The organism is Mesorhizobium sp. CA7, assembly GCF_020165015.1.
In the GTDB taxonomy this organism is placed as follows: Bacteria; Pseudomonadota; Alphaproteobacteria; order Rhizobiales; family Rhizobiaceae; genus Mesorhizobium.
This window is the reverse complement of sequence record NZ_JAIUHH010000015.1, coordinates 1-26,652: the sequence shown is the minus strand read 5'-3', so window position 1 is coordinate 26,652 and position 26,652 is coordinate 1. Positions and strand designations below refer to the sequence as shown.

The window sequence follows — 26,652 nt, the reverse complement described above, 5'->3', positions numbered from 1 at the left end:
CAGGGAATTGAGATGAATCACGACGCTGCGTCCATACCGGCCGCGCTTTCAGCGCGCCAGCCTGTGCCGGCCTTGTCCGAGCGCGAGCGTGCGGTGGCGGAAAGGTTCGCGGCTGGCCTGACCTATCGCGAGATCGGCGAGGCGCTGTTCATCGCGCCATCCACCGTGCGCACCCACCTCGCCGCGATCTACGAAAAGCTCGGCGTCCGCAGCAAGGTCGCGCTCGCCATGCATATCAACGCCGTCACAGCCATGCCGACCGTGCCCGACACTTCGCCGGTCCTTGCGATATTTCCCATCGAATGCCTGAGCGCCGACGAGCAATGGCGCCGCTTTGCTCGCGGGCTGTCATCCGACATCACCATCGACCTTGCGCGCTACGCGGATCTGCCGGTCATTGCCTTCCACACCATGAAGGCGCTGGGCAGCAAGCCGGCCGATTTCACTGCCGACGGCAAGGCCCTGGGCGCGGCCTATCTTCTGTCCGGTCAGTTGCGCGCCGACACCCAGCGAGTGCGGCTCACGATGGAGCTGGCCGATGCGCGAACCGGCGTCAGCCTGTGGAGCGAACGCTTCGACCGGCCCGTCGAGGACATCTTCGCGCTGCAGGACAGCTTGACCGAAAGCGTGATCAACGTGCTTGCCGGCTGTTTCGGAGCGATCGCCACGGTCGGCCGCAATGCAATCCTTCGCAAGCCGCCGGCCAGCCTGCGCGCCTATGACTGCTATCTGCTGGGCGTCGAGCAGCACAACACCTTCAGCCGCAGCGGCAACAGGGAAGCCATCAGGCTGTTTTCACGCGCGCTCGAACTTGACCCGACCCTGGTCAAGGCCTGGACCGAACTTGCCTACGCCTATTCGATCGAGGCATGCAACGGCTTCGGAGACAATCTGAGCGCCTCGATCGCCAAATGGCGCTGGGCGGCCGAGAATGCGCTGCGGCTCGATCCGAGCGATAGCACTGCGCACAACTGCTTCGGCGACCTCATGGGTTGCCTGGGCGATTTGGAGGCAGCTGAAAGGGCGCACCGGCGCGCCTTCGAATGCGGTTCCAATCATGCCGACACGCTGGCGCTGCTTGCCGGCAGCAAGGCGCTGGTCGCCGGCGATCCGGCGGAAGCCATCCCGCTCATCGAGCGCGCCATGCGACTCAATCCGCTTGCCCCGCCCTGGTATTTCGGCATGCAGGGGCGCGTCCTGTTCACGGCCGGCAGGCACCGGGAAGCCATAGCCGCGCTGCGACGGAGCACGCCGGATTCGCCGCACGTGCTGATCTTCCTGATGCTTGCCCACGCAACACTAGGCGAAGCTCGCGAGGCCGCAGCCATCGCGGACCGTCTGCGCACCGAATTCCCCAGCTTCTCGGTCGAGGGCTTCATCTCTGGCTATCCGGTCAGCATTCCGGGCGCCGCGCGAGCCATCCGCGAAGCGGCGAAGTTGGTGCCGCTCTGCTAGCCCCGGTCACAAGCCCGACGCCACGTGCCAGGCGCTGATGCACTTCTATTCCTTCACCGCGCCAGTCATCGATGAAACATAGTGCTCGACGAAAAAGGAATAGAGCACCACCACCGGCAGCGACCCGATCAGCGCGCCGGCCATGAGCGCGCCCCATTCATAGACGTCGGAGCGAACGAGTTCGGTGAGCACGCCGACCGGCACCGTCTTCTTCTCCGAAGACTGGATGAAGGTCAGCGCATAGATGAACTCATTCCAGGACAAGGTGAAGGCGAAGATGCCGGCCGAGATCAGGCCGGGAACCGACAGCGGCAGCACGATCTTGGTGAGGATCTGCCAGCGGCTCGCGCCATCGATGAGCGCGCATTCCTCCAACTCGAAGGGGATCGAGCGGAAGTAGCCCATCAGAAGCCAGGTGCAGAACGGGATGAGGAAGGTCGGATAGGTGAGGATCAGCGCGAACGGCGTGTCGTAAAGACCGAGATTGAACACCATCACGGACAGCGGAATGAACAGGATAGAGGGCGGCACGAGATAGGCGAGGAAGACGGCAAGGCCAACCTGCCGTGCCCCCGAAAACCTCAACCGCTCGATCGCATACGCGGCAAGCACGGCAGCCGCCAGCGACAGGAAAGTTGCGGCGGTCGAAATGATGATCGTGTTGAGCAACCAACCTGGATAGGAAGTCTCGAAGAGCAAATAGCGTATGTGTTCCAGCGTCGGATGCACGACCCAGAACGGATTGTAGTTCACATAATCGGTCATCTCGATATTGGGCTTAACCGCCGTGATCGTCATCCAGTAGAAGGGGAACAGGAGAACGATCAGAAACACCAGCAGCGGCAGGTAGACCGTCACCACCCGTCGCGGCAGGCTTTGCAGGTATCCCATGCCGCCTTCGTCGGTCTCCAGGCGCTCGACTTCCTTGATCGCGGCCATGTCAGTCTCCGCCGCCTTGCTGCCATCTGCGCCGTTGCAGTCCGAAATAGCTGAACAGGATCGCGGCCAGCAGGAAGGGAATCATGGCAACCGCGATTGCCGCGCCTTCGCCCAGTTGGCCGCCCGCAATACCGCGCTGGAAGGACAATGTCGCCATCAAATGCGTGGCGTTCACCGGCCCGCCGCGGGTCAGCACGTAGATCAGCTGGAAATCGGTGAAGGTGAACAGAACCGAAAACGTCATCGTGATGGCTATGATCGGCGTCAGCAACGGCAGGGTCACGTAGCGGAACAGCTGCCACCGGCTGGCGCCGTCGAGCGTAGCGGCCTCGTAGAGCGATTGCGGAATGGTCTGCAGCCCGGCAAGCAGCGTGATGGCGACAAAGGGAATGCCGCGCCACACATTGGCCGCGATGACCGAGGCGCGCGCATTGGTCGGGTCACCGAGAAAATTGATGCGGTGGTCGATCAGGCCCATCTGCTGCAACGCCCAGGACAGGATCGAAAACTGCGAGTCGTAGATCCACCAGAAGGCAATGGCCGAGAGCACCGTCGGTACGACCCAGGGCAGCAGCACGACGGCGCGGAAGAACGACTTGAAGGGCAGCTTCTCGTTGAGGATGAGAGCCAGCCAGAGGCCGAGCACGAATTTTAGGATCGAAGCGCTGACCGTGTAGAGCAGCGTGTTGAACACCGAGAGCCAGAAGACGCTGTCGCTCCACAGATATTCGTAGTTCTCGACGCCGATGAAGATGCCCGGCCGGCCGATGCGCGTGTCGGTGAAGCCGAGCCAGACACCGAGCCCGAGCGGATAGGTGAGAAAGACCAGGAGCAGCGCCGCCGCCGGCAGCATGAAGCCGAAGCCGAGAACGTTCCTGCTCTCGGCGAGCCTCGAACGGATCGACGGGCGCGTCTGAACGGCAACGGACGGCACGGCCATGGCGCGGGCTCCTTCTTATGCGGGTGGAACTGTGGCTGACCGCGCTTGGCTCGAGTAAGCCGCAAAGCGCGGTCATCCTGCTTCAAACTGCGCCAGGATCAGACGCGGTAGTAGCGATTGGCGCGTTTTTCGGCCTCCTCCATCGCTTCCTGCGGCGTCGCCTGGCCCGTCACCGCCTTGGCGAACATGTCCACCAGCACGTAGTCAGCCATTGTCGCGGCGGATGCATAGCCGAGCGGCCCGGCGTAGCCGTTGGGGCGCAGCGTCGCCGAGGCTTTCGCGTAGGCTGCATTGTTGGGGTCGGCCTTCCAAACCGGGTTGTTGTCGAAGGCTTTCAGCGTCTGGCAGCAATAGCCCGCCGACGAAGTGATCCAGTCGGACATTTGCGGGTCCTCAAACATGAACTGCAGATAGGCTTTGGCGGCATTGGGGTAGGGCGTGTAGTTGAAGATGACGGCCGTGGTCACCTGGAAAAGCTCGACCGATTTCCCGACCGGCCCGATCGGCATGTTGGTCGTGCGGATGTCCTTGGCGATCTCGGCCAGCTTCGGGTCCTTGTCCTTGTTGATCTTCGCTGTGTTGTAGGCCGAGATGCCGTTGGCGATCACGCTCACTTCCCCGGCCAGGAATGCGCGGTTGTTGTTGACGTCGAGCCAGCTTTCGGTGCCGGGGATGAAGGTCTTGTAGAGCTCCTGCGCATACTGGATCGCCTTGAGCGTCTCCGGACTGTTGATCGTTACCTTGCCGGCTTCGTCGACCATCTGGCCGCCGTGGCTCCACAGCAGCCAATGCGCGTAATTGTTGCCGTCGCCGACGCCGTGGCCGTGGGTGAAGCCGGCGGGATGGCCTTTCGCCTTCAACGCCTTGCAAAGTTCCAGGAAACTGGCCGTGTCCTTTGGGAATTCGGAGAAGCCTGCCTCCTTGACCCAGCTTTCGCGGTAGACGATGGCGTTGCCGATGGTGGCCAGCGGCAAGCCGATGAACTTGCCCTCGCGCGTGGCATATTGTTTCGGGCCGTCGTACCAGCCGCCATACTTCTTGCCGAGATAATCACCCAGTTCCGTCACATCGAGCAGCTTGTCGGGATACTGGTGCGGGTCGTCGAACCAGACGAACATCAGGTCGGGGCCGGAGCCGACATTGGCGGCGACCGCCGCCTTGGGACGGATGTCTTCCCAGCTTTCCTTGTCGACGCGCACCTCCACGCCCGTCGCCTCGGTGAACCGCTTGGTATTCTTCAGCCACTGGTCCTCGTCGCCCTGCACGAAGGGCGACCAGCGCAGCAGCCTGAGCTTGGCGCCTTCCTCGGGCTTGTAGGTCACGCCTTCCTGGGCGAATGCGCTCGAGCCGACGAAGCGGCTGCCCAGGGCTCCGGCCGCCGCGGCTGCGGTCGTGCGGATTACATCGCGTCTGGTGAACTTCATACTCGTTTCCTCCTGTTGCTCTGCCGTTGCCTGGTTTTATCGCGCCGTCTCGATTCGCTTGCCGGTCTCGCCGTGGAACAGGTGGATCGGACCGGGGTCGACCGACAGCCGAATGGTTTCTCCCGGCGCGAAGGAATGGCGCTCGCGGAAATTGGCGACGATGTCCTCCCCGCCGACCGTGCGGCCGATGATCTGCACTTCCGACCCGGTCGGCTCGATCACCGCCACCTTGACTGGAATACCATCGTCGGCCAGCCGCAGATGCTCGGGTCGTACTCCGAGCACCATGGCTTCGCCGTTGCCGATGGAGGGAGGCTTCCGCAAAGGCACGGAAATGCCTCCTGCACCCCTGAACGACGGTGGGCCATCATTGGCGAATGCGCCCTTGAGCAGGTTCATGGCGGGCGAGCCGATAAAGCTTGCCACGAACAGGTTGTTTGGTCGGTCGTAGAGCTCGAGCGGCGGTCCGATCTGCTCGACGAGGCCGTCATGCATGACCACGATCTTGTCCGCCATGGTCATAGCCTCGATCTGGTCGTGGGTGACATAGACCGTCGTGGTCTTCAGCCGCTGGTGCAGTTCCTTGATTTCGGCCCGCATCTGCACCCTCAGCTTGGCGTCGAGATTGCTGAGCGGCTCGTCAAACAGGAACACCTGCGGATTGCGCACGATTGCCCGGCCCATGGCGACGCGCTGGCGCTGGCCGCCCGAAAGCTGGCGGGGATAGCGCGACAGAAGCGGCACCAGCCCGAGGATTTCGGCCGCCCGTTTCACCCCGGCATCGCTTTCAGCCTTCGGGACGCCCTTGAGCATGAGCGAGAACGCCATGTTCTCGGCAACCGTCATGTGCGGATAGAGCGCGTAGTTCTGGAAGACCATGGCGACGTCGCGCTCCTTCGGCGCAACGTCGTTGACGATACGGCTGCCGATCGAGATATGGCCGCGCGAAATCTTTTCCAGGCCGGCTATCATCCTGAGGAGAGTCGATTTTCCGCAGCCTGAGGGTCCGACCAGCGTGACGAACTCGCCGTCGTCTATGTCGACGCTGACGCCATGCAGGATCTGGGTGGCCCCGAACGATTTGTATACATCGCCAATCGCGACAGACGCCATCGAACTCCTCCCGATGGTCCCTGCGAATCTCGCGGGGAGCCGTTCCAATCAAGGTGTGGCTGAAACGGATGCCGGCAAGCACCCACCACTGGCGTCGGCGACGTTTGCCCCAGCTCCCCCCGGGTCACGCGACTGTGAAACGGTAGCGCTACCACATCCGCCTGTAAAGCGGCGGCGCGCCTTGCTTACTTTCGTCGCTGAAGACAGTTGAGCGAAGGCCGCCCTGAAGCGAAGTGGATCCAGCCAGTCGCTGGCGGCCACCCAGTCTGGGCGTTAGTGCGGCTTGGTCGCCGAGGTGGCAGATTTATCCCTCACATCCACACCATGAGGAAGTGGTGCGTAGTCATAGATCTCGAGGATGACAGGATAGGGCGGCCGTCGACCGTTTTCGGCAAAGTGTCGAACCAGCTTGATCAGCCTGGAGCCGTCCTGGCTTACCCAGATATCACTAGCCGCCCCGAAGCCAGCCTTTTGCCAGATCGCTGCGTAGTGAAGGAGCTTTCCAGACGCGGAAGATTCTTCAGCGACCAATTTGCAGGAGATAAACCTCGGGCCGAGCCCGTCAACGGTCCGAAAAATTATCGGACCGCCTTTCACCCAACCGGCTGACCCGGGAGGCTTGGTGTAATATTCACCATCATCGATCCTAAACTCGCCATGGGGCGTGGTCGATCCGTCGTCCTTCAGTTCGTATTCAGCAATTGAATATTGCCGGGGGCGGTTTTCCCCATCATATGCCTTGTTTACATTGGCGCACGATGGATCCGGCACGCGCTCGCTTTCGTCGTCATATTCGTAAAGCTCTACCGCGGTGGCAAAGGGAAACTGCCACAGTCGATCTGGATAGCGACGTATTATCTTGGCAAGCCTACGGCTGTCTTCGCTGACCCACAGTTCCGCATCGGCGGCATAGGGAAACTCGTGCCATGTTGCTGAATAGTGCAGTAGGTTGTCCTCTTTGCCCGTCAGCTTGCAGGACGTAAAGACCGGTCCCATGCGGCTCATGGACGAAAAATCTGCCAAACCATGCGCCAGCCATTTTTCTGAGAAAGAGTAGCGCGTGTAGTAATGGCCGTTGACGACACGGAGGTCTTGGAAAAGCTTGAGCGATCCATCATCTTTCAGTTGATATGTCATGATGGAATAGTACATTGGCCGGTTGAACTGATCGTAAAACCTGTCGACGTCGGCGCAGGAGGGGTCTGGCTTCGGCATTTCCTCGGCCCGAACGGCTGAAGCGCCGGCGACAATGGCCAACAGCATGCCCAAAAAATAGCGCAGAAATCTCGACACTTGCCCCGAAGCCCCACAGTTGTCGCCGTCGGCAGACTACACCGGAGTTCCAAGTTCAACCAGAGGGCCGGAAAGAAGACTTAGAGTTGCCAAGCAAATCTCGCGCTCGCGTTTTCTAAGGCTTAGCTCCGGCTCCTTTGTTGAAATCGCTGTACCGGCTCCGCAGCTCTTCCCGCTAGGCTAGCCTCCGCCCAGAAACGTCGCGATCAGCTTCAGCATGTTGCCCTCCTGCCCGAACTCGATCTTGTCGAAATCGCGGCTGCCCTGGCGCTGCGCCTTGGAGAGCTGGTCGAGATAGGCTGTCAGCTCCGCCCGGACCTTCTTGCAGCCGGGATCGTTCTGGGCAGTGAGGCCGGTGCTGAAGGCGACGATCTTGTGCACCATGTCGACGATGCCGGCGCCATGCACCTTCTCATGCGCGATCAGCCCGGCGGCGAAGGCGTCCCAGCGCGTTTGCAAGGCTGAGCCAAGTTTCCCCGCCGGCTTGGGCAGCGTGTAGGTGATGATCAGCTTCGGCCGCGCCGTCCTCAGCACGCAGGCGTCGCCTTGCGGCTGGTAGTCGCGCTGCCAGGTCAGCTTGAAGAAAGTATGCGCGATGACGCGCCGTTCGTTGCCGGCCGAATCCTTGCCGATCACTGGGCCTTTCTTGCCGATCGAGAGATAGAGCTGCTCCGCGCTTTCGCCCGAGACGGCATAAGTCTCGATTTTCTCGATAGGTTTCCAATCGGCGAGCGCCGGCGTGGACGAAAGCAGGGCGGCGAGGAGGAGGGCGGGCTTCATGGGCGAGCCATAGCATTGGGCCTCGTTTGGTAGAAGCCGGCCCGCGGATTTTCGGAACCGGCTTCACCGGTCGATCGTTTTCCTGGGCAATCGACCCATGGGGAAGGACAAGATGACCCGCAACGAGATCATTTCCGTGCTTGGACCGGTCGACGAGGCCGTCATCGCCGATATCGCGCTCACCGGCGCCAGCCTCGAGGAATTGCGCGAGGCCTTCGCCTGGATCGGCGCCGACGAGGCGCTGGTCAATGAAGGCCGCGCCATGCCCGGCGCCCGTGTGGCGAAACTGATCGAGATCCTCGAACCGCCCGAGGATGAGCCCGAGGCACCGGGCGCGATGGAGTAGGGCGGCTGCCTGTAGGTGCTTCTCCCTACTTGCCCCTCGAACTCCTCCTGTCATAGTTTTTGCCGCTTTGGCGGGAGGAAAGCCATTTGGATACCAATGTCGTCATCGTCGGCGCCGGTCCTGCCGGGCTCGCCGTTGCTGCCTGCCTCAAACAGGCGGGGCAGGACTTCATCATCCTTGAAAGGGCCAATGAGGTGGCGCCCGCCTGGCGGCGGCATTACCGGCGGCTGCACCTGCACACGGTGAAATCCTTCTCGTCGCTGCCCTTCGTGCCGTTCCCAAAAAGCCACCCGCGCTACGTGCCGCGCGAGAAGGTGGTCGCTTATCTCGATGCCTATGCCGGGCGTTTCGGGCTCAGGCCGCGCTTCGGCGTCACCGTCAAATCGGTCAGCCGTGAAGGCGAGCGTCTGCTGGTCCAGACCGATGCCGGGCTGTTCAATGCCCGCAAAGTGGTGGTGGCCACCGGCAACAATGCCGAGCCGATCACACCAAACTTCCCGGGCATCGAAGCCTTCAAGGGCAAGGTGCTGCACAGCGCCGCCTATACCGAGGCCGCGCCTTATGTCGGCAAGGACGTGCTGGTCGTCGGCATGGGCAATACGGGCGCGGAGATCGCGCTCGACCTGGCTGAAAGCGGCGCCAGGCCCACAATCTCGGTGCGCAAGGGCGTCCACATCGTGCCGCGCCAGCTGTTCGGCGTGCCGATCCAGATGGTGGGGATCGCCAGCCGGGCAATGCCGCAGGCGCTGAACGACTGGGTGTTCCCAAAGATCCTCGATCTGGCGCTGGGCCGGCTGGAGAGATACGGCATCGTGCGGCCGCGGCAGGGCATCATCCAGGGGATCGAAGCCGGCCGCATTCCGGTGATCGACGTCGGCACGGTGGCGGCGATCAAGGCCGGCCGGATCGGCATCGCACCGGATATCGCAAGCTTCACCCCGGACGGTGTGAAATTCGCCGACGGGTTGGAGAAGAAATTCGACGCGGCTATTTTCGCCACCGGCTACCGCCCGGCCTATGACAGCTTCCTGCCGGCGGAGCTCAGGCCGGACAAGAGCGGCGTGAACGCCCGCGCGACGGAGCTCGGCGTCTATCTCGTCGGCTTCTACAATCCGGTCACCGGCCTGTTGCGCGAAATCGGCATCGAGGCGCAGGCGGTGGCGAAGGATATTGCGAGACGGTGAGGGTTCACGCGGCCGAGTTCCGTCACGGCGCAGACCTTTCTGCGTTGATCTGCGCCCCGCCTGAATCGGGTGGCGCCGTCATTCGCCGCATGGCAAGCCAATCCACCAGCGAGGAATGCACTCCATGCTCACGCTCTACGATTATCTCCCGTCGCAAAATGCCTGGAAGGTTCGCGTCCTGCTCGGGCTGCTCGGCATCGCCTACGACACCCGCATCATCTCGATCTTCGAGGGCGAGTGCCGCACCGAGACGTTCCTGAAGCTCAACCCGGCAGGCGCAGTTCCGGTGCTCGGGCTGGACAATGGCGAGGCGATCGCCGAGTCGAACGCGATCCTCGCCTATCTCGCCGAGGGCACACCCTACCTTCCGTCGGACCGCTTTGCCCGCGCCAAGGTGATGCAATGGCTGTTCTTCGAGCAGTACCATATCGAGCCGGTCATCGGCTCGTTGCGCTACTGGACGCTGACCGGTCGGCTGGAGCGTAACCAGGCGATGGTTGCCGGCAAGCGCGAGGCGGGCGTGCGCGCGCTTGGCGCGCTGGAGCGCAGCCTGGCCGACACGCAATTCCTGGTCGGCAACGCGCTCACCATCGCCGACATCGCCGTCTACGCCTACAGCCACCGAGCCGAGGACTGCGGTTTCTCGCTCGCCGACTATCCCGCTGTCGATGCTTGGATGGGACGCGTCAGCGAGACGATCGGCCCGGATTATCCTGTGCATCCTTACAGCATCGATCCGCATTCGCACGCCTGAGCCGCCGGAACACAGCGGCGGACAGGGCGTTTTCCAAAGGCAGCGTGTCGTGCGTCGCCCAATCGGCGCCCGCCTGTTTCGCGTTGCGTTCCAACCAGAGCCATGGAGGTCCGCAATGGTTCGCACCATCCTCGCCGCAATCCTCGCCACCGGCATCATGAGCCTACCGGTCATGGCAGCCGAGCAATACTGGGTCGCCAGAGACGCCGTGTCGAAGCAGTGCGAGATCGTGCCGAAGAAGCCCGACGGCACGCTTGTCGTCGATCTCGGCAAGAAGAAATACGCCAGCGAGGGTGAGGCGAGGAAGGCGATGGAGGCGATGTCGGACTGCAAGAAAAAATAGGGCCGTTGCCCAATCCTCCCGAGGGAGATTAGCCAGCTTCTACCGGTCCACCAGAGACATCGTCCGCTCGTTGTAGCGCGGCCCTGACACCTTGTCGGGCGTCAGTGCCATGTCGAGCCCCAGCATCTCGGTGGCGTCGAGCGCGATATCGGCCGCCGCGACGTTCTCTTCCAGATAGGCCCGGCGCTTGGTGCCGGGGATCGGCACGATGTCGATGCCGAAATCCGGGCCTTTGGCGAGCAGCCAGGCGATCGCGATCTGGCCGGGTTTGACGCCCTTTGCCGCGGCGATGTCGCGCACCGTGGCGGCCGCCGCGATATTCAGGTCGAAATTCTCGCCTTGGTAGCGCGGATCGCCGCGACGGAAATCGCCTTCGGGATACTCCTCCGCACGCCTGACGTCGCCGGCGAGGAAGCCGCGGCCGAGCGGAGCGAACGGCACCAGGCCGATGCCGAGCTCCTTCAGCGCCGGGATGATCTCGGGCTCGAGGTTGCGCTCCCACAGCGAATACTCGCTCTGCAGCGCCGAGACCGGATGCGCGGCATGCGCGCGGCGGATGTTGGCAATGCCCGCCTCCGACAGGCCGAAGAAGCGCACCTTGCCCTGCGCCACCAGTTCGCCGACCGCGCCCGCGACATCCTCCATCGGCACGGCGGGGTCGACGCGGTGCTGGTAGAGGAGGTCGATGCGGTCGGTGGCAAGTCGCGAGAGCGAAGCGTCGACCACCTCGCGTATATGCTCGGGCCGGCTGTCGAGCCCGGCCTGCTTGCCGTCGGCGATGCGGAAGCCGAACTTCGTCGCGATCGTCACCTGATCGCGCCGGCCTTGCAGCGCGCGTCCAAGCAGCTCCTCATTGGCGAAGGGGCCGTAGACCTCGGCCGTGTCGAGAAAGGTGCAGCCGAGCTCGATCGCCCGGTGGATCGTCGCGATCGACTCCGCCTCGTCGGCCGGGCCATAGGCCTGGCTCATCCCCATGCAGCCGAGGCCGATGGCAGAGACTTCGAGTCCCTGGCTGCCGAGTTTCTGTTTGCCGAGGCTCATGCGTCTTGCTCCGAAGGAAAATCAGCGCTCGCGAATATAGGGGCCTAAGGCGGGACGTCCAGCCGGCACATTCGCTTGATCCGGATCAAAGCTGGGCCGGGCACAGACTCGTATCGTCCATGCGTCTTGGGAAGGACACAAGGCGGGCGGGTGGTTCCGGCTGGCTGCACTCCCTCGGAGCTCTGACGGAACCACCTGGACCTTCTCGAATCTGGCGGAGCGCCGCCTGGCTGTGACGCGATCGGCATTGCCGCCGAGGGCCGCCAAAAAAGCCGATAGTTGTTGTCCCAAGCGTGGCAGCTGCGTCGCAAGCACCACCGCATAGGCAGGCAATGCCCGGCAGGTCAGCAAGGGGTGCTTTCATCAACTTTATAAGCTCTAAGCCATCGGCAGCATGCGGCGCATGATCAGCGAGGCGTGACCGCCGACGCCGTGGGCCGCTTCCCGGCGTTCGACCACTTCGAAGCCGTGCTTGCGGTAGAAGGCGATCGCGCGGTCGTTGCCTTCTATCACCTCCAGCGCGATGCTGGGGATGCCGGCATGCGCGGCAAGCACCGCGTGCAGAAGGTCGACCGCAAGACCCCTGCCGAAGGCCTGCGGCTCGATGTGGAGCCGCTGCAGCATCACATCGCCTTTTCCGTCCATTGCCGCCATCGCATAGCCGGCAATCGAGCCATCGGCGCGCTCGGCGACGAAGGACATCTTGTCCTCGTCATCGAGCTCAGCCGCGAGCCTTTCCGGCGCGTGCCTTTCATCGGAGAGCCTGGCCACGGTCTCGTCGCCCATGATCGGCGCATAGGTCCGCCGCCACGATTGGCCGAGCAGCCGCGACACATCGGCCAGGTCGTTTCTCGTCATCGCCCGGATGCGGGTCATGGTCGCCATCCTTGTTGGAGTCTGAAGATAGGGCGAAGCGATGGGTACAGCCAATCTCCCCCTTGTGGGAGAGATGCCCGGCAGGGCAGAGGGGGTGCTGTCCCGCCAGCCTATCCGCGCTTGGGATCTCCGCTTTACGCCGCGCCCGGCGCCGGCAATTCTTCGCGACGGCTTATCTTGCGGCCCAGAATCACAAGCTGGCGCGCGCGGTGTTGTTGCGCAGGCGGCCCAGCCGCCATTCGAGCCCTGTTTCCATGGCGATGCGCCTGGCGTAGATGCTGGAACGCATGCTGGCTTTGCCGGTCGCGACCTTCACCGGGTCCTCGTAGGATAATCCGCTTTGTGAGAGTCGCCATCCGATAGCCCGCCGCCGAACCGATAAAGGTGGCAGCGGGCCATTGGAGCGACGGGCGTGCTGTCCCGCCGAGCAGGAGACACTGCTCGCCACGATCTAAACCGGCTTTGCCAGGGACCGCGACTTACGGATTGGTAAGATCGCTCACGATCATGTTCCCAGGCCGGCCGGTGCCTTGCCGGTTTGGTCGAAAGCAGTTCCCTCTGGGCCAGGTCCGGCGTCACCCGATTTTCCCGCCTCGCGGAATCGACGGGCAAAGATCATCAAGCGCCGCGCGGTGTTGTTGCGCAGGCGGCGCAGCCGCCATTCAACCCCCGTCTCGGTGGTTATCCGCTTTGCATAGATGCTGGCGCGCATGGCCCTGGCGTCGGCGGCGATCTTGGCAGGATCGTCGTAGAAGGCGCAGATCTTGTCGGCCGCCATGCCGGGCGTCTCGAGCCAGGCGGGGATATGCGTCGAGCTGAGGCAATAGACATCGGTCAGTACCCGGTGGATGCCGTCGCCTTGCGCCGGGCAGGTCGTGGCGAACGCATCGCCGATGAAGACGACACCGTCGCGCCGATGGCCCTGCGTCGTTGTCAGGCCGACCTGCCTCACCTCGACCTCGCTGGCGACGACGAAGTTGCCGCATCGAGCCGCGATCTCCGGCATCAACTCCAGGAGCATCTTTTGCGGGTCCTCGCGGAACGACCGCACCCACGGATCGGCGACGGTCCGGTAGACGAACATGTTCGCGCGCATCCGCTCGCCAATCCGGAAGATGGTAAGAAAGGCAATGCGATCGGCGATCCGCCTTCCGTAGAAGGTGAGGGACGGCAAGCCGAATTCCTGCGGCGTCACCGCGAGATCGAACCCCAACGTCAGCGAATGCGCCTTCGATTCCTCGACGCGCTCGACGCCGATCGCGCGCCGCACCGCCTCGCTATAGCCGGTGGCCACGACCAGCAGCCGGGCATCGATCACGGAGCCGTCGGTGAGCACCAGCCGCTGCCGGTCCGGTCCCGTCGAGACCTCCGCGACTTTGCCGATCGTCAGCGGCACTTGCGGAGGCAGCGCCGCGCGCAGGCCGTTGACGAGCGGCGTGTAGGAAAAGGCGTACTCCCAGTTTCGCTTGCGCTCGAACAGCTGGCCGAAGCGGAAGACATGGACGTCTGTCATCGGGGTGACGAGAGACCTGAAAACCGGGCCGAGGCCGAGTTTCTCGAACAGTCCCATCTGCTCCGCCCGGGTTTTCTCGGCCCGGAATTCGTCATGGTGGATACGATGCGGATCGACCAGCGCGATCTTGCGGCCCGCCTTGGCGAGCGACAGCGCCAGCACGGTTCCGGCGAGCCCCGCGCCGACGATCGCCACTTCGACTTCGGTCCGGTCGGCCGGCACGGCGGGCGCTTTGCGGTCCTCTGCGATGCTCATTTATAGTCTCCATGGCCCGCAGGCAGGGCGTCGCCCCGTTGGATCTGTTTCCAGCGCGGCGCCATTGCCGAACCATCTATGAATTCCAGCCCGCCCGCCTCGTTGAGCGTGTGCAGCTTGCGGCCGGCCCAGCCGGCACCGGGGTTGAGGATCGTTTCGACGACCTGTCCAAAGCCGCTCTCGTCAAGCTGAGTGACGCGCGCTATGCCGAGCGCGGCGCCATAGCTCCTGCGGCAGTCCTGCACCGGGCGAAGGAGTTGGCCGCCGCGGCTGACCATGCGGCCCGCCGGCCGCGCCGAGGCGATGTCGATCATAACGGGGTTCTTCGGGTGCGGCGTCCACGGCCCGCGGAAATCCGGCGCCGACCACAGATGCAGCTGGTCCGAGAAGGCGCCGCCGCCGTCGCGTACGGTAGCGAACATCCACCAGCGCCCGCCATGCTCGACAAGCGTGGCGTCGCTGGCGATGATGTCCGACAGGAGCGTCGCTTCCTTGACCCAGCCGCCCGGGAAGGCGGTGGCGCGGTAGAGGTCGACGGTCCGGTTGGCGGAGCTTTCCGGCACCATCCACATCTGGCCGTCGCGCTCGAACACGAAGGGGTAGGAGAGGTGGTAGGGCAGCTCCAGAACCGGCTTCGGAGTGCCGACTGGGCCGGACGGGCCAAACGCCACTGCCGACAGGATCGCCTTGCCGGTGCGGTGGATGTAGTCCTCGACGAACAGCGTCACCTGGCCGCGGTAAAGCACCGGGAACGGGTCGGCGTAGAAGCGGCTGCCGTCGTCCGGCAAATCGCGCCAGCCGGATTGCGGATGGGCGCGCAGTTCGTAGAGATCCTTGCCGCCGGTCTCGCGCCAGCCGACCCGCCAATGTGGGGCGTTGTAGCACAAATGATAGATCTGCTGGACGATGCGGCGTGCCGTCGCCTTGGCCGCACGCACACCGAGCTTCGTGGCCGACGGCATGGCTGACGGCGCCGTCTCGGATGGTTCGGGGAGCACCGGAAGCGATGAGCGGGCGGCGCCGTTAACCGCCGCGACGATCAGGCTGGCGCTGCGCGCCAGCATGTCCTGGAAGGAAGCCAGCGCGATCCCGTGATATTCGGTGCCGAGCCGTCCCTCGGCGACTGTCGCGCCGTTCTGTTCCAGGCGGGCCAGCGGCGTGCGGCCGGCAAGGATCAGCGCCAGGAGGGCCTCCTCGCCGCAGACGCCATCATAGGCGAGCCGCCAGACCCGTCTGCCCTGCGGCTCGACGTCGCCGATGAGATCGATTGTGAGGTCGGCCGGCGCGGACGCTCTCGCATGGCCGGCCAGTGCCGAAAGCGGCACACGCCTGGCCGTCCCATTGGCGGGCAGGCGATGGATCAGCGTCTCAAGCTGGAACAGCGCTTCGGCTTCGCGCGGCACGCCGCCCGCCGCCGGACGGCCGTCGACCGCAAGCTCCACGCCGGGCAGCAGCGACAACCGCTCGGCCAGCGCCACATGAAAAGCGCGCACGCAATCGCCGTCGAGGCGCAGGGTCAGGCGCATCGCCAGCCCCGGGCACATCCGGTGCCGCCGACCCGGCTGGCCAGATCAAATTCCCGCCGCATGCGCACGATGTCTCCAATTTAGGCTGCACTTAGATTCTACTGCGTTGGTGCAAACTTCGTGCCAGAGCGGCCTCAATTTATGAACATAATTAACAGTGTTTTAATCGTTGCCGGGAATAGCTAGACCAACGCCGCATTTCTCGTTTGCCGGCCGATGGAGCGTTCTCGGAGCGACCTTTGCAATCACCCCTGCTCATGGTGCCTCAGCAGAACGCTCCGGAGGCGATCGCGCCGGCGCCGGCCTATCACGCGCCTGCGCCCGCGCCCGCCACGGTCGAGCTTGGCGATCTCGGCCGCATCCTGCTGCGCCGCCGCAAGCTGATCTTCGCCACCGTCGCGTTGCTCACTATCGCGACGCTGATCTACGCGTTCCTGACACCGGCGCTCTATTCCTCGACGGCGCAGATCATCATCGATCCGCAAGACCTCCAGGTCGTCACCAACGATGTCAATCCCAGCCGCATCTCGCCCGATGGCGGCATCACTCAGGTCGAAAGCCAGGTGAGTGTGGCGCAATCGAACGGCGTCCTGCTGCGCGCCATCAAGGCGACCAACCTGACCGAGAACCCGGACTTCAACGGGCAGGGCGGGCTCGGCGGCTGGCTGGGCATGTTCTTCGGCTCGGGCGACGGCGACAGGACAGCTGAAACGCTCGACGCGCTGCGCCGTCGCCTGGCGGTGAAGCGCGACGACAAGGTGCTGGTGCTCAACATCATCATCACGGCCAAGAGCGCCGACCTGGCGGCCGAACTCGCGAACGCCATCGCGCAGGCCTATCTCGACGACCAGGCCGAAGCGCGCTCGAAGGCCGCGGCCGACGCCTCCGACGCGATCAGCGCCCGGCTGGAAGACCAGCGCAAGCGCGTCGAGCAGGCTGCCAACGCGGTCGAGACCTACAAGGCCGAGCACAACATGGTGATGGCGGCCGGCAACCTGGTCAGCGATCAGGAACTGACCGATCTCAATACACAATTGACAGCCGCCCAGACCCGTACGGCCCAGCTCAAGGCACAGGTCGACCAGCTGCGCCGGCAGGGCGGCGCGCCTGACGCGACATCGGAGGCGATGCGCTCGCCGGTCATTGCGAGTCTCAGGGCGCAGGAGGCGACGCTGGTCGACCAGATATCGCAGTTCGGCACCGAGCTCGGGCCGCGCCATCCTTCGATGATCTCCGCGCAGCAGCAGCTCAGCGATCTGCGCAAGCTGATTTCGCGTGAGCTCGGCCGCCTCGTCACTGCCGCCGAGACCGATTACGAGCGCGCGTCGGCCAACCAGAAGGCCCTGGAGGCCAAGGTGGCATCCCTGAAAGGCAAGTCGCTCGACACCGACCAGGCCTCGGTGAGGCTGCGCGAGCTACAGCGCGATCTCGACGCCGTGCGCACCGTCTATGCCAACTACCTGCAGCGCGCCCAGGAAACGCGCGAGCAGACCAACGTCAACAGCACCAATGCCCGCATCATCTCGCAGGCTATGCCGGCGCTGAAGAAGAGCTGGCCGCCGAAGGGGCTGCTTATCTTCGGCGCCATCTTCGGCGGGCTGGCGCTGGGCATCGGCATGGCGCTGATCGCCGAATATCTGTCGCCAACCGTGCTGTCCGCCAACCAGATGCAGTCGGCCATCGAGGCGCCGGTGCTGGGCGTTCTGCCGGGCAGGGGGCGCCGCCGCTCCGGCGCTGCCGCCCAGAAAACCGACGCCGTGGCCGGGCTCGCGCTGCAGCGCATCGCCGCCGCCACCAGGCGCCCGCCGGACTGGCCGCTGGTACCCTCCATCCTGGTGGCGTCGCCACCTGAGGATAAGGCTGAGCGGTCGAGGGTGGCATGGCAGCTCGCCAACGCGGCGGCGGCCAGGGGGCGCCGCGTGCTGTTCATCGACATCAATGCCGGCAAGGGCCAGAAGGACCCGCAGCCCGGCGTGCTCGACGTGCTGCGCGGCGAATATCCGCTCGACGCGGTCAGCCGCTATGCACCGGGTAGTTCCGTGGCGCTGGTCAGCCGGGGGCGGCCGACCGCGGTGTTCCAGGAAGCGCAGGCGCTCTATTTCGCCCATCGGATGTTGGCCGAGGCCAATCACAGCTTCGAGCTCGTCGTCATCGACGGCGGCGCGCTGGCGGACGACCTCAACGTCCTGCCGCTGGTCGCCATGGCCGACGAGATCCTACTCGTCGCCAGGCTGAATGCGACGCCGATGCGCGACGTCGCCGCGACCTCGGAAGCGGTCTCCGTCATGGGGCGGCTGCCGACCGGCGCCATGCTGGTCGACGAGGCGGCCTGACATGGCCTCGATCCTGGCTGGTACCGCCCGGCCTGTTTCGGCTTCGGGCTATGGCATGGCGGGCCCGCGCACTGTCCCAGTCGACACGCTGACCCGTCTTGGCCTGACTATCGCGGTGCTGCTTCTGTTTTCCGTCTCCGGCGGCATGCTGTGGCTCGCAGGCTATAATTACGACGGCTTGCAAGGCAGTCCGCTGAGCAAGATCCACCCTTCCACCTATCTCTTCGTGCTCGTCTTCGTCTGGCGCTCCTGCATCTTCGGCAATCCGGTCGGCTATGTGATCCATGTCACGAACAGGCGGCCGGCCACGATGCTGATGGCGGTGATCTCGACCGTGCTTCTCTTCGTCGTCATCCTCAGGCAGCGCCCCGGCATGGCCGGCATGATCGACACTTTCGTCGCCCCGGCGCTGATCGTGCTGCTGCTGAGCGAGGATGACGAGAAAACCTTTGCCTGGCTGCAGGCGGTCATCCATGTCGTCATGACGGCGAACGCGCTGCTGGCGCTGTTCGAGTTCGGCACCAAACATCTGGTGTTCCCCTACAGGTTCGACGGCGCGGTGTTCGTCAACGATCTGCGCTCCACCGCGCTGCAGGGGCACCCGCTCTCCAATGCCACGGTCACCTCGATCTATGTGCTGTCGCTGCTATCCGGCTCGCGTTCCCTGTCGACGCCGCTCAGGCTGGCGCTTGTCGGCCTGCAGTTCTGCGCACTGGTCGCCTTCGGCGGCCGCTCGGGCATGGTGCTGACGATCCTGCTCAGCGGCGTTTATTTGCTGATCCAGGGCCTGGCGCAGCTCAGCACCGGACGCGTCAACCTCTTGGGCGCCGCGCTGGCGATCATGCTCGCCGCGCTGCTGCCGCTGGCCATCGCGCTTGCCGGCTATTACGGCTTCTTCGACGCGCTGCTCGAACGTTTCGTCTCCGACAGCGGCAGCGCCAACGCCCGCGTCGAGATGTTCGATCTCTTCAGGCATCTGGAATTGCGCGACCTGATCGTCGGGCCCGATGTCGACCTGCTCGACAGCATGCGCCGCATCACCGGCCTTGAGCAAGGCATCGAGAACCCGATCCTGCGCCTGACGCTCTACCAGGGAGCGTTCTTCACGCTTTTGATCTTCTTCGGCTTCGCGCTGTTCATGCACGAGGTCGCGCGCCGCTGCCATTCGGGCATCTGGCTGCCTATGCTGGGTTGGCTCATCCTGCTCAACACCTCCGAAAGCATCGCCTCCAAGACGACGCTGATGACCAAATTCGTGGTCATCGCGCTGGCGCTTTATCGGCCGGCGAGGCCTGTTGCGCGTCAAAGGACGCAGGCGAAGGAACGCGGCGAGTCTCGCTACGCATTCGCCGCCAGATGGAAACCAAACCCTTAGCGCGGTTTGGTGATTCAGCAAGTCAAGCGCGCGGCATCCTCAGCCCGAGCGCCTCGACCATCGCGGGATCGAGCGCGCGCGTGGTGTCGTCCATCATGCCCATGCCGTCGAACAGGTCCCAGAATGCCCAGGGAAAGCCGAATGCCTCGGCGCTCTGCCGGACATCGCCGATGTAGCGGGCGCGGTCCGGGTTGGGCGCGGCTGTGTATCGTGCATCGGTTCGCAACGCGCCGAACTCGCCCATGATGATGCGCTCGCGCGCGATGCGATGGGTCTGCGCCCAGTCACTCACCTGCTTGAGGTAGCGGTCGATGAAGCGGCGGTCGGGCTGCGCATCGAAATAGACCTTTAGCACCTTCTCTGTCTCGGCATAGGCGGCCTTCTTGGCTTCGTTGGACCTCTCGGAATCCTGCGCCATCCTTGTCCTGACAGAGGCCAGCGTTCTTTCCAGCGTCCCGGCGGAGGCTGGCCACGGCACATTGTTCAGCGCCCGGTAGACCGGCTCGCGCATCCACGGCGCGCCTTGATGGCTGAACAGGTAGGGCTCGTAGAAGTGGAACGTGAACAGGATCGGCTCGAAGGCCGCCAGCGGTGCCGGATCGAGCGCGGCGAGGCCCCGCACCATCGAGCCGCAGCCGCCGGTGGCGAGCAGCGGCAGCTTGCGCGCCGAGACCCGAGCCGCGCTCAGCAGAGCCGCCTGCACCTTGGGCCACAGCCCGGAGGAGCAGTCCTGCGGCGGCTCGTTGACCGGCTCCAGCGCTATCCTGCCGGGCGCCATGTCTGCCAGCATGCCGGCCACTTCGCCGACAAAGACCTGGTAGCGCGCGAATTCCGGCGCCGCGGTGCTCGAATACATGCGGTCGGGATTCCAGTAATGCGTGGCGCCGTTGGCTTGTATGGCGCCGTTGGCTTGTATATTGACGATGACGCCGAGATCGGCGCTGAGCGCTGCCTCGACCGCCGCGCTCAGCATTGCCATGAGGTCGGCGCGCTGGCCCGCGTCGGCGGCCAGGAACGGCCCCGGATCGACAGGCAGGCGGATGAAGTCGAGCCCGCTGGCGCGCAGGCGGGCAAGGTCGGCCGGCGTCGGCACCGGCCGCTGCGACTGGAAAGGCGGCCAGTCATAGTCGGTGCGGGGTGCAGGAAATTCGCGCGTCAGCGCAAACCAGGGCCAGGTATTGACGCCGCGCCTGAAAGGCCATGCCCCGGCGGCACGCGCTGGAGATGACAGTGGCGGAAGCGCGCTCGCCAGCGGCGCTATTGCCGCGACCAGCGCCGCGCCGAGGAGCCGGCGGCGCGACCAGCCGGTCATGCGTGCTTGGCGCGGTCGGCTTTCGCCGGCGCGGCGGTGGTGACGCCGAGTTGCCGCAGCGCTTCCTTCTCGTAGGCAATGAGCACGTCTTCCCAGCGGAAAGCCTCGCGGGCCCGCGTTCGCGCCGCCTTGCTGCAGCGCGCCACCAGCGCGTCGTCGGCCAGCGCCTCGTCGATCCGCTGGCTCAGGCTGTCGGTATCACTGAAGTAAATCGCCGCCTCGCCGGCGACCCAGCGATTGTAGCGGTTGTCATGCGCGATCACCATGTTGCCGGCGGCAAGCGCCTCGACCAGCGAGGGGTTGGTGCCGCCCACCGTGTGGCCGTGCATATAGGCGCGCGCATGATAGCGCAGCGCCTGCACCGTCGCCTGATCGTAGATCGCGCCCGGCATGATCACCGTGCTGCCTGCCGCCGCGCGCACGGCGCGGTGGTAGGGAATGTCGTCGTTGAGCGTGCCGAGCACCACCAGCTTCATGTCGCCGCGATCGCGGCTGCGGAAGGCTTCGATGATCGGCAGGATGTTGTTGTCGGGTTCGATCCGCGCGATCGAGATCAGGTATTTACCGGGTTCGAGCCCGAGCGCGCGAACGGGTTCTTCCGGCGCTGAGGTCACCGGGTCCGCGCCATAGGCGATCGTGGCGATGGCGCCGCGCGGCCGCCTTGTTGCCAGATGGTCGGCGATCGCCGGGTGGTCGGCGATGAGCCGATGCGAGAGCCAGGCGCCGATCCATTCGTTGAGCCAGAACCAACTGCGCGCCGCCGGCCCCCATTTCGGCCGCCGCCACTCGATGCCGTCCATATTGGTGAAGATCTTGCGCCGCATGAGCCTGAGCCAGGTCAGGAACACCGCGCCATTGTAGCCGAGCACCAGGCACACGCCCGGCCGCCTGGCGGCGTCGAGCACGCATTGCCAATCGAATTCCAGTGTCGCGCGGGGACCCTTGGAGGCGACCTCGATAGTGATGAGCTCGATGCCGCGCCAGGTCTCGCTCGTCACCCTTTGCCCGACGCGCTCGACCTCCTTCTGGCAGTAGACGCCGACCTTCCAGCCGCGTCCGGCCAGGAAAAGCGCCAGGCGCTCAGCGAAAGTCTCGAAGCCGCCGTGAGAAGCCGGAATGCCGCGCGTCCCCAGGATCAGGATCGAAGGCTTTTCGATCAGGGTGGAAGGTCGTTCCGGTTTCAAAATAAAGGAATCCCCAGGGTCCGGTCATAGTTGTTGTTACGGCAATGACACGCCCAGCAACTTCCGTGCCAGGGTACCCCCAGGGCGAATATTCACATGAAGGTGTAAAATTTCTCTTCAAGCTACATGGCTTGCTTCATCATCGGTCAACTTTCGCGACGTATCTGTATCGATATGGGGCACGGCTGGGGTTCGTGGGTCGCGGCCGGACATTCGAGACCCGGCATGATCCTTGCTCCCGGCCTGCAGTGGCCATCGCCGGGTAGAGCGGCGTGCGGATTTGGCATGAAGTTCCTTCCGCGCTTTGAAAGGTCCGGTGCTGAGCGGACTCGGGGTGCAAGGTGGAAAGATAGCAATGCGCATAGCCTGCGTTCATCAGGGCTACGAGCTCTATGGTTCGGACCGCAGCTTCGCGGAGAGCGTGGCTGCGCTGCGCGCCGCGTTTCCGGCCGCCGAGATCGAGGTCGTGCTGCCGCGCGAGGGACCGATTGTCGATATCCTCAAGCCGCATGCCAGCCGCATCGTGTTCGAGCCGCTCTGGGTGCTCAGGCGCCAGGCGATGCTCAAGCTCGCCACCGTCGAGATGGCGCGGTTGCCGACGGCGCTCTGGCGCGCCTGGCGGCGCATGCGGGGCAGCGACCTGACCTACATCAACACCTCGATCATCGCCGACTATGCGCTGGCCGCGCGTCTCCTGCCGCGCAAGGCGCTGCTGCACATCCATGAGATTCCCGAGGGCATCCTGCGCAAGGTGCTTGTCGCGCTGATGCGCTGGAGCAAGGCGGATCTCATCTTCAACTCGCGCGCAACGCGCGCCACCTTCGGCGATCCGCCGGCCCTCGATGCCAAGGGGCGGCGCACGCATGTCGTCTATAACGGCGTTGCCGGTCCCGTCGCGGCACTGCCGATGACTTATGACGGCAACCGGCCGCTCAAGGTCCTGCTGCTTGGCCGCGTCAACCGCATAAAGGGGCAGGAGGTGCTGCTCGAAGCCGTCGCCTCGCTCCCCGCCGAGTTGCGCGACCGTGTCGAGGTCCGCCTCGTCGGTGGCGCCTTCGAAAGCGTCGAGCGCGAGCAGGCGTTGGCCGAGTTGGTTGGGCGCATGGGCCTGACAGGGCATGTCGAGGTGCTGCCTTTCGTCTCCGACCCAACTAACCATTATCGCTGGGCCGACATCGTCGCGGTGCCGTCGCGCCGCCCGGAATCGCTCGGCCGCGTGGCCATCGAGGCGATGGGCTGGGGACGGCCGCCGCTGGTCTCGGCGATCGGCGGACTGGTGGAAGTGGTGGCCGACGGCGAGACCGGCTGGCATGTGCCGCCGGGCGACGCGGCCGCCCTCGCCGGCAAGCTCGGCGAGATCATCCTGCGGCCGGATCTGTGGCGCGGCTTCGCCGCTGCCGGTCGCGCGCGCTACGAGGCGCTCTTCAGCGAGCCGATCGCCGCCGCCGCGATCGTGGCGATCGTGGCCGACAAGCTGAAGGCGACGCCGCCGCGGCAGGGGCGGGCGCGTGTCGCCCGCGAGGCGGAGACAAGCCCGTGAAGTTCACCTTCCCGGCCCATCTGGTGCGGCGCCTCATATTGATGATCGGCGGCGAGGCGATGCAGAGCGGTTTCCATTTCGCCCTGAACATCGCGCTGCTGCATCTTTTGTCGGCCGAAGGTTATGGGCTCTTCGCGCTGGCCATGGTGATGGGCGGCGTCGGCTTGTCCTATATCCGCTCGCTCACCGCCGTTCCCGCCACGGTATGGATGAGCAAAAGCGCCAACAGCGCCGGCGTCGACGCCTACGACGTGACCTTCGGATCGGCGGCGCTTGTGGTGGCGCTGCTGATGGGATTGGGCACCGGGCTGCTGATGCGCCTCCTGGGCGACCCGAGCGGCATCGGCGCCGCCTGCTTCGTCGGGGCCTGGTCGCTGCGCAGCCATATGCGCACCGCCTTCTTCGCGCGCCGCATGCAGCTCGTCGTCTCCATCAGCGACGCGGCGTTCACGATCGCGGGCATTGGGCTCGCAGGAGCGGCGATCTGGTTCTTTGCGGACGCGCTTCAGGTCACCTTCTACGCGCTTGCCGTGGCCAATGTGGTCGGCATCGCCGTGCTGGTGAGACTGGCGCGCCGCAGGCTGCGCATCTCCTTTCGTGCGCCGACCCTGCGGCGCTATGCAAAGCTCTGGCCGCAGCTTCGCTGGTCGGGGTTCAGCGCCACAACCACCAACATCCAGGGGCAATGCCTGGCCCTGCTGGTCGCGGGCATCGCCGGACCCGCGGCCTATGCGCCGCTGGCGGCGGTGCTGGTGCTGTTTGCGCCGCTGCGCATCTCCAGCCTTGCCTTCTCAAACATGACCCAGCCGGAACTCGCAAAGCTGGTGCGCAACAAGGAGTTCGACCGCGTGTGGACGCAGGCCAAGATCTGGGCGCTCGTCATGGGGCTCGGCAGCCTGGCCTATGGTTGCGGCATCCTGTTCATCTTGCCGATGATCAAATCCCAGGCGCTGCAGCATGCCTCGGTCGGGTTGATCGGGCTTTTCGCCATCGCCAACTTCGTGCCGATCATGGCCTATATCATGCCGCGCGTGGTCCTCGAGATCCTTGGCGATTTCCGCATCGTCGCCTTCATCACCATGGCCGGCGCGATTATCGGGCTGGCGACGATTGGGATTCTGTTGGCCGTCGCCCCGTCGACATGGTCGCTGGCCGGAGCCGCGGTCTCCGAGATCTTCGTGCTAGTGGCCTCATGGTATTTCGCTGCTCACCGTATGTGGAATTCCAAGCACCCGAACGAGCAGCGCCCCAGCGTGTTCGGCGCCTGGCGCCGTGCGGCCACGCTGGCAGTCCAGAGACGATAGGAGAATGATGTGGCAAGCCAGGCAATGCCGATGGCCGCGATGACGACCGGCTTGGCCGGCGATGAGGCCGCGGTGCACGCCGCCGGCGGCGCTTATGTGGCGCAGCTGCACACCAGCCTCGAAGCGGTCAAACCGCTCTGGCGGCGTCTCGAGACAGAGGGCGTGTGCACCGGCCACCAGCATTTTGCCTGGGCCGAAGGGATCGTCGAAGGGCTTGTGCCGCCAAAAGCCGATCTCGCCATCGTCGAGGTGAGGGACGCCGCCACGGGCGAGCCGAGGATGCTGGTGCCGTTGATGCGGCGCCGCGCATTCCAGCATTGGGTGATCGAGTGGCTGAGCTGCGGGGTGTGCGATTATTCCGCGCCGTTGCTCGCCGACGCGACGCCCTGGACCAGGCAATCAGCCGAGGCCGCATGGGCGGCGGTGCTTGCCGTGCTGCCGCCGGCCGACCGCATCCACATCGTCGGTATCCCGAAACAGATCGGCGGCATCGCCAATCCCCTGGCGCTGCTTTCTCCGGCGCGCGATTCCATACATTCCCACTACGGCATCGCCATGGATGGCGATGCCGAAACCGTCGTCAAGCGCATCTGTCGCCCGTCCTTCGTCAAGGCGCTCAACAAGGACCTGCGCCGGCTCGATCGCAATGGCGGCCTGGCCCTGGTCGAGGCCGACACGCCAGCCCTGGTGGATTCCACCTTCGACAAGCTGGTCGAGATGCGGCTCAGCCGTTTTCGCGAGCTCGGCCGCTTCGATCTGCTGGCGCAGCCGCCGGTCGTCGATTTCTACCGCAAGGCCGCGCATCGCGGCCTGACCGACGGTTCGGTGCGGATCTTTGGCCTGCGCGCTGGCGACGTGATGGTCGCGGTCCAATATCTGGCGGTCCATCTGGGCACCCTGCACGCGCTGCTGGTCGCGATCGACCAGGGTGCGGTTCCCAATGTCTCGCCGGGACTTTGCATCATGGGCGAGCTGATCAGATGGGGGCGCGGGCAGGGGTTCGACTATTTCGACCTGTCGGTCGGCAACCAGAGCTACAAGGAACATATGGGCGCAGTGAAGTCGGTTCTGTCCGAACTTTGCTACGGCATCACGCCGAAGGGCATGGCGGCGAGCGAGGCCATCAAATACCGTGGCTGGGGCGTGGCTTTCGTGCGCGCCAACCCGCGCCTGTTCAAGGTCGCGCAGGAGGCGATGCAGCGCTGGCGACGGCTGCGTGCGGGGCGGTGAATGGGCCGCCTTCACCCGGCAAATTGACTCACATCCCGCTCTCCGCCATCCTTATGGGCAGCCGCTATCGGAGCGGCAGCGTGCTCGAGTGAGGCCATGGCCAGTCCCGTTGCCAGAGAAAAGTCCCGCCGCGCCGCGGTGAAGACCGCACTTGAGCGCCACAAGATCTATGTGACTGCGCAGCGCTTTTCCGGCGGCTCCTACAGCGCCCGCGTGCTGGTCGACGGCGAGGCCTACTGGGTCGACGAGTTCCGGCTTTCGCAACTGAGGCAAGGGCTGACGCCGGCGGAGCTGGAGCTGACGCCGGCCGCCGACGATTGATCCCGCTCCCTTGCTCCGCATCGATGTAGAAAAATCCGAGATGCTGGCGGGACAGCACCCCCCTCTGTCCTGCCGGACATCTCCCCCTCTAGGGGGGAGATTGGCTGTCACGCCAGCTTTCGCCAATCGCCGACGTTATTGGGGGAGTACCGGCACGCGGTCTGCTAATCTCCCCCCTAGAGGGGGAGATGTCCGGCAGGACAGAGGGCGGCGCGAAGGAACGAGGCGGTTGCCACTGTCCGCTCTGCGTCTCGGCGTCTGACTCATGCCG

24 protein-coding genes are annotated in these 26,652 nt (G+C 64.8%); 11 read left to right on the top strand and 13 right to left on the bottom strand.

Annotated features, from left to right (window positions below):
- The first annotated feature begins 12 nt into the window (after positions 1-12).
- Positions 13-1,455 (top strand): LuxR C-terminal-related transcriptional regulator, encoded by a 1,443-nt coding sequence (locus tag LB552_RS22160; RefSeq protein ID WP_224610258.1) that lies wholly within the window; start codon positions 13-15, stop codon positions 1,453-1,455.
- A 45-nt stretch (positions 1,456-1,500) separates the two neighbouring features.
- On the opposite strand, the gene LB552_RS22155 is transcribed toward LB552_RS22160, so the two are convergent.
- From LB552_RS22155 to LB552_RS22130, 6 genes are all read right to left on the bottom strand, one after another.
- Positions 1,501-2,394 (bottom strand): carbohydrate ABC transporter permease, encoded by an 894-nt coding sequence (locus LB552_RS22155; protein ID WP_140544608.1) that lies wholly within the window; start codon positions 2,392-2,394, stop codon positions 1,501-1,503.
- 1 nt (position 2,395) lies between these two features.
- A complete protein-coding gene (locus LB552_RS22150; protein WP_224610256.1) occupies positions 2,396-3,334 on the bottom strand; it encodes a carbohydrate ABC transporter permease in 939 nt (312 codons plus the stop codon).
- Between the two features lie 98 nt (positions 3,335-3,432).
- Positions 3,433-4,758 carry an ABC transporter substrate-binding protein gene (locus tag LB552_RS22145; RefSeq protein ID WP_140699586.1) on the bottom strand — a complete coding sequence of 442 codons (1,326 nt, stop codon included), beginning with the start codon at positions 4,756-4,758 and terminating at the stop codon, positions 3,433-3,435.
- A gap of 36 nt (positions 4,759-4,794) precedes the next feature.
- A complete protein-coding gene (locus tag LB552_RS22140) occupies positions 4,795-5,871 on the bottom strand; it encodes an ABC transporter ATP-binding protein (protein ID WP_224610254.1) in 1,077 nt (358 codons plus the stop codon).
- Between the two features lie 273 nt (positions 5,872-6,144).
- Entirely contained in the window at positions 6,145-7,164 is a 1,020-nt protein-coding gene (locus tag LB552_RS22135; protein WP_224610252.1) for a hypothetical protein, read from the bottom strand.
- Positions 7,165-7,344: 180 nt separating this feature from the next.
- On the bottom strand, positions 7,345-7,944 hold the full coding sequence (locus tag LB552_RS22130) for a DUF922 domain-containing Zn-dependent protease (RefSeq protein ID WP_224610250.1): 600 nt from the start codon (positions 7,942-7,944) through the stop codon (positions 7,345-7,347).
- A gap of 112 nt (positions 7,945-8,056) precedes the next feature.
- On the opposite strand from LB552_RS22130, the gene LB552_RS22125 reads away from it, so the two are divergent.
- From LB552_RS22125 to LB552_RS22110, 4 genes are all read left to right on the top strand, one after another.
- Positions 8,057-8,290, top strand: a complete 234-nt coding sequence (locus LB552_RS22125; RefSeq protein ID WP_224610248.1) for a hypothetical protein — start codon at positions 8,057-8,059, stop codon at positions 8,288-8,290.
- Between the two features lie 86 nt (positions 8,291-8,376).
- A complete protein-coding gene (locus LB552_RS22120) occupies positions 8,377-9,474 on the top strand; it encodes a flavin-containing monooxygenase (protein ID WP_224610246.1) in 1,098 nt (365 codons plus the stop codon).
- Between the two features lie 124 nt (positions 9,475-9,598).
- Complete coding sequence (locus LB552_RS22115; RefSeq protein WP_140840581.1) at positions 9,599-10,228, top strand: glutathione S-transferase family protein; 630 nt, start codon at positions 9,599-9,601, stop codon at positions 10,226-10,228.
- Between the two features lie 115 nt (positions 10,229-10,343).
- Positions 10,344-10,571 (top strand): hypothetical protein, encoded by a 228-nt coding sequence (locus LB552_RS22110; protein ID WP_140631530.1) that lies wholly within the window; start codon positions 10,344-10,346, stop codon positions 10,569-10,571.
- A 39-nt stretch (positions 10,572-10,610) separates the two neighbouring features.
- Here LB552_RS22110 and LB552_RS22105 read toward each other — a convergent pair whose 3' ends face one another.
- From LB552_RS22105 to LB552_RS22090, 5 genes are all read right to left on the bottom strand, one after another.
- Positions 10,611-11,612, bottom strand: coding sequence for an aldo/keto reductase (locus LB552_RS22105; RefSeq protein WP_140840583.1), 1,002 nt, complete (start codon positions 11,610-11,612; stop codon positions 10,611-10,613).
- Positions 11,613-11,990: 378 nt separating this feature from the next.
- Positions 11,991-12,488 (bottom strand): GNAT family N-acetyltransferase, encoded by a 498-nt coding sequence (locus tag LB552_RS22100; protein WP_224610244.1) that lies wholly within the window; start codon positions 12,486-12,488, stop codon positions 11,991-11,993.
- Between the two features lie 190 nt (positions 12,489-12,678).
- On the bottom strand, positions 12,679-12,804 hold the full coding sequence (locus LB552_RS29685) for a hypothetical protein (protein WP_263481732.1): 126 nt from the start codon (positions 12,802-12,804) through the stop codon (positions 12,679-12,681).
- Between the two features lie 189 nt (positions 12,805-12,993).
- A complete protein-coding gene (locus tag LB552_RS22095) occupies positions 12,994-14,256 on the bottom strand; it encodes an FAD-dependent oxidoreductase (RefSeq protein ID WP_224610242.1) in 1,263 nt (420 codons plus the stop codon).
- Positions 14,253-15,782 (bottom strand): formyl transferase, encoded by a 1,530-nt coding sequence (locus LB552_RS22090; RefSeq protein WP_224610240.1) that lies wholly within the window; start codon positions 15,780-15,782, stop codon positions 14,253-14,255. Before LB552_RS22090 ends, LB552_RS22095 begins: the two co-directional genes overlap by 4 nt.
- 239 nt (positions 15,783-16,021) lie before the next feature.
- On the opposite strand from LB552_RS22090, the gene LB552_RS22085 reads away from it, so the two are divergent.
- On the top strand, positions 16,022-18,115 hold the full coding sequence (locus LB552_RS22085; RefSeq protein ID WP_224610238.1) for a GumC family protein: 2,094 nt from the start codon (positions 16,022-16,024) through the stop codon (positions 18,113-18,115).
- Position 18,116: 1 nt separating this feature from the next.
- Positions 18,117-19,490, top strand: a complete 1,374-nt coding sequence (locus LB552_RS22080) for a VpsF family polysaccharide biosynthesis protein (protein ID WP_210239549.1) — start codon at positions 18,117-18,119, stop codon at positions 19,488-19,490.
- A gap of 22 nt (positions 19,491-19,512) precedes the next feature.
- Here the strand turns inward: LB552_RS22080 and LB552_RS22075 are convergent, their stop codons facing one another.
- Positions 19,513-20,802: a glycoside hydrolase family 5 protein gene (locus LB552_RS22075; protein ID WP_224610236.1), complete on the bottom strand. Its 1,290-nt coding sequence runs from the start codon at positions 20,800-20,802 to the stop codon at positions 19,513-19,515.
- Positions 20,799-21,986 carry a DUF1972 domain-containing protein gene (locus LB552_RS22070; protein WP_224601360.1) on the bottom strand — a complete coding sequence of 396 codons (1,188 nt, stop codon included), beginning with the start codon at positions 21,984-21,986 and terminating at the stop codon, positions 20,799-20,801. Before LB552_RS22070 ends, LB552_RS22075 begins: the two co-directional genes overlap by 4 nt.
- 355 nt (positions 21,987-22,341) lie before the next feature.
- On the opposite strand from LB552_RS22070, the gene LB552_RS22065 reads away from it, so the two are divergent.
- The 4 genes from LB552_RS22065 (at position 22,342) to LB552_RS22050 (ending at position 26,381) form a co-directional block, all read left to right on the top strand.
- On the top strand, positions 22,342-23,526 hold the full coding sequence (locus tag LB552_RS22065; protein ID WP_224610233.1) for a glycosyltransferase family 4 protein: 1,185 nt from the start codon (positions 22,342-22,344) through the stop codon (positions 23,524-23,526).
- On the top strand, positions 23,523-24,830 hold the full coding sequence (locus tag LB552_RS22060; RefSeq protein ID WP_224610232.1) for a hypothetical protein: 1,308 nt from the start codon (positions 23,523-23,525) through the stop codon (positions 24,828-24,830). The genes LB552_RS22065 and LB552_RS22060 overlap by 4 nt, the downstream gene beginning before the upstream one ends.
- Before the next feature lie 9 nt (positions 24,831-24,839).
- The gene (locus LB552_RS22055) at positions 24,840-26,060 is read left to right on the top strand and encodes a GNAT family N-acetyltransferase (protein ID WP_224610230.1); all 1,221 of its coding nucleotides are present in this window, start codon (positions 24,840-24,842) and stop codon (positions 26,058-26,060) included.
- Between the two features lie 96 nt (positions 26,061-26,156).
- The gene (locus LB552_RS22050; protein WP_224610229.1) at positions 26,157-26,381 is read left to right on the top strand and encodes a hypothetical protein; all 225 of its coding nucleotides are present in this window, start codon (positions 26,157-26,159) and stop codon (positions 26,379-26,381) included.
- Positions 26,382-26,652: the final 271 nt, after the last annotated feature.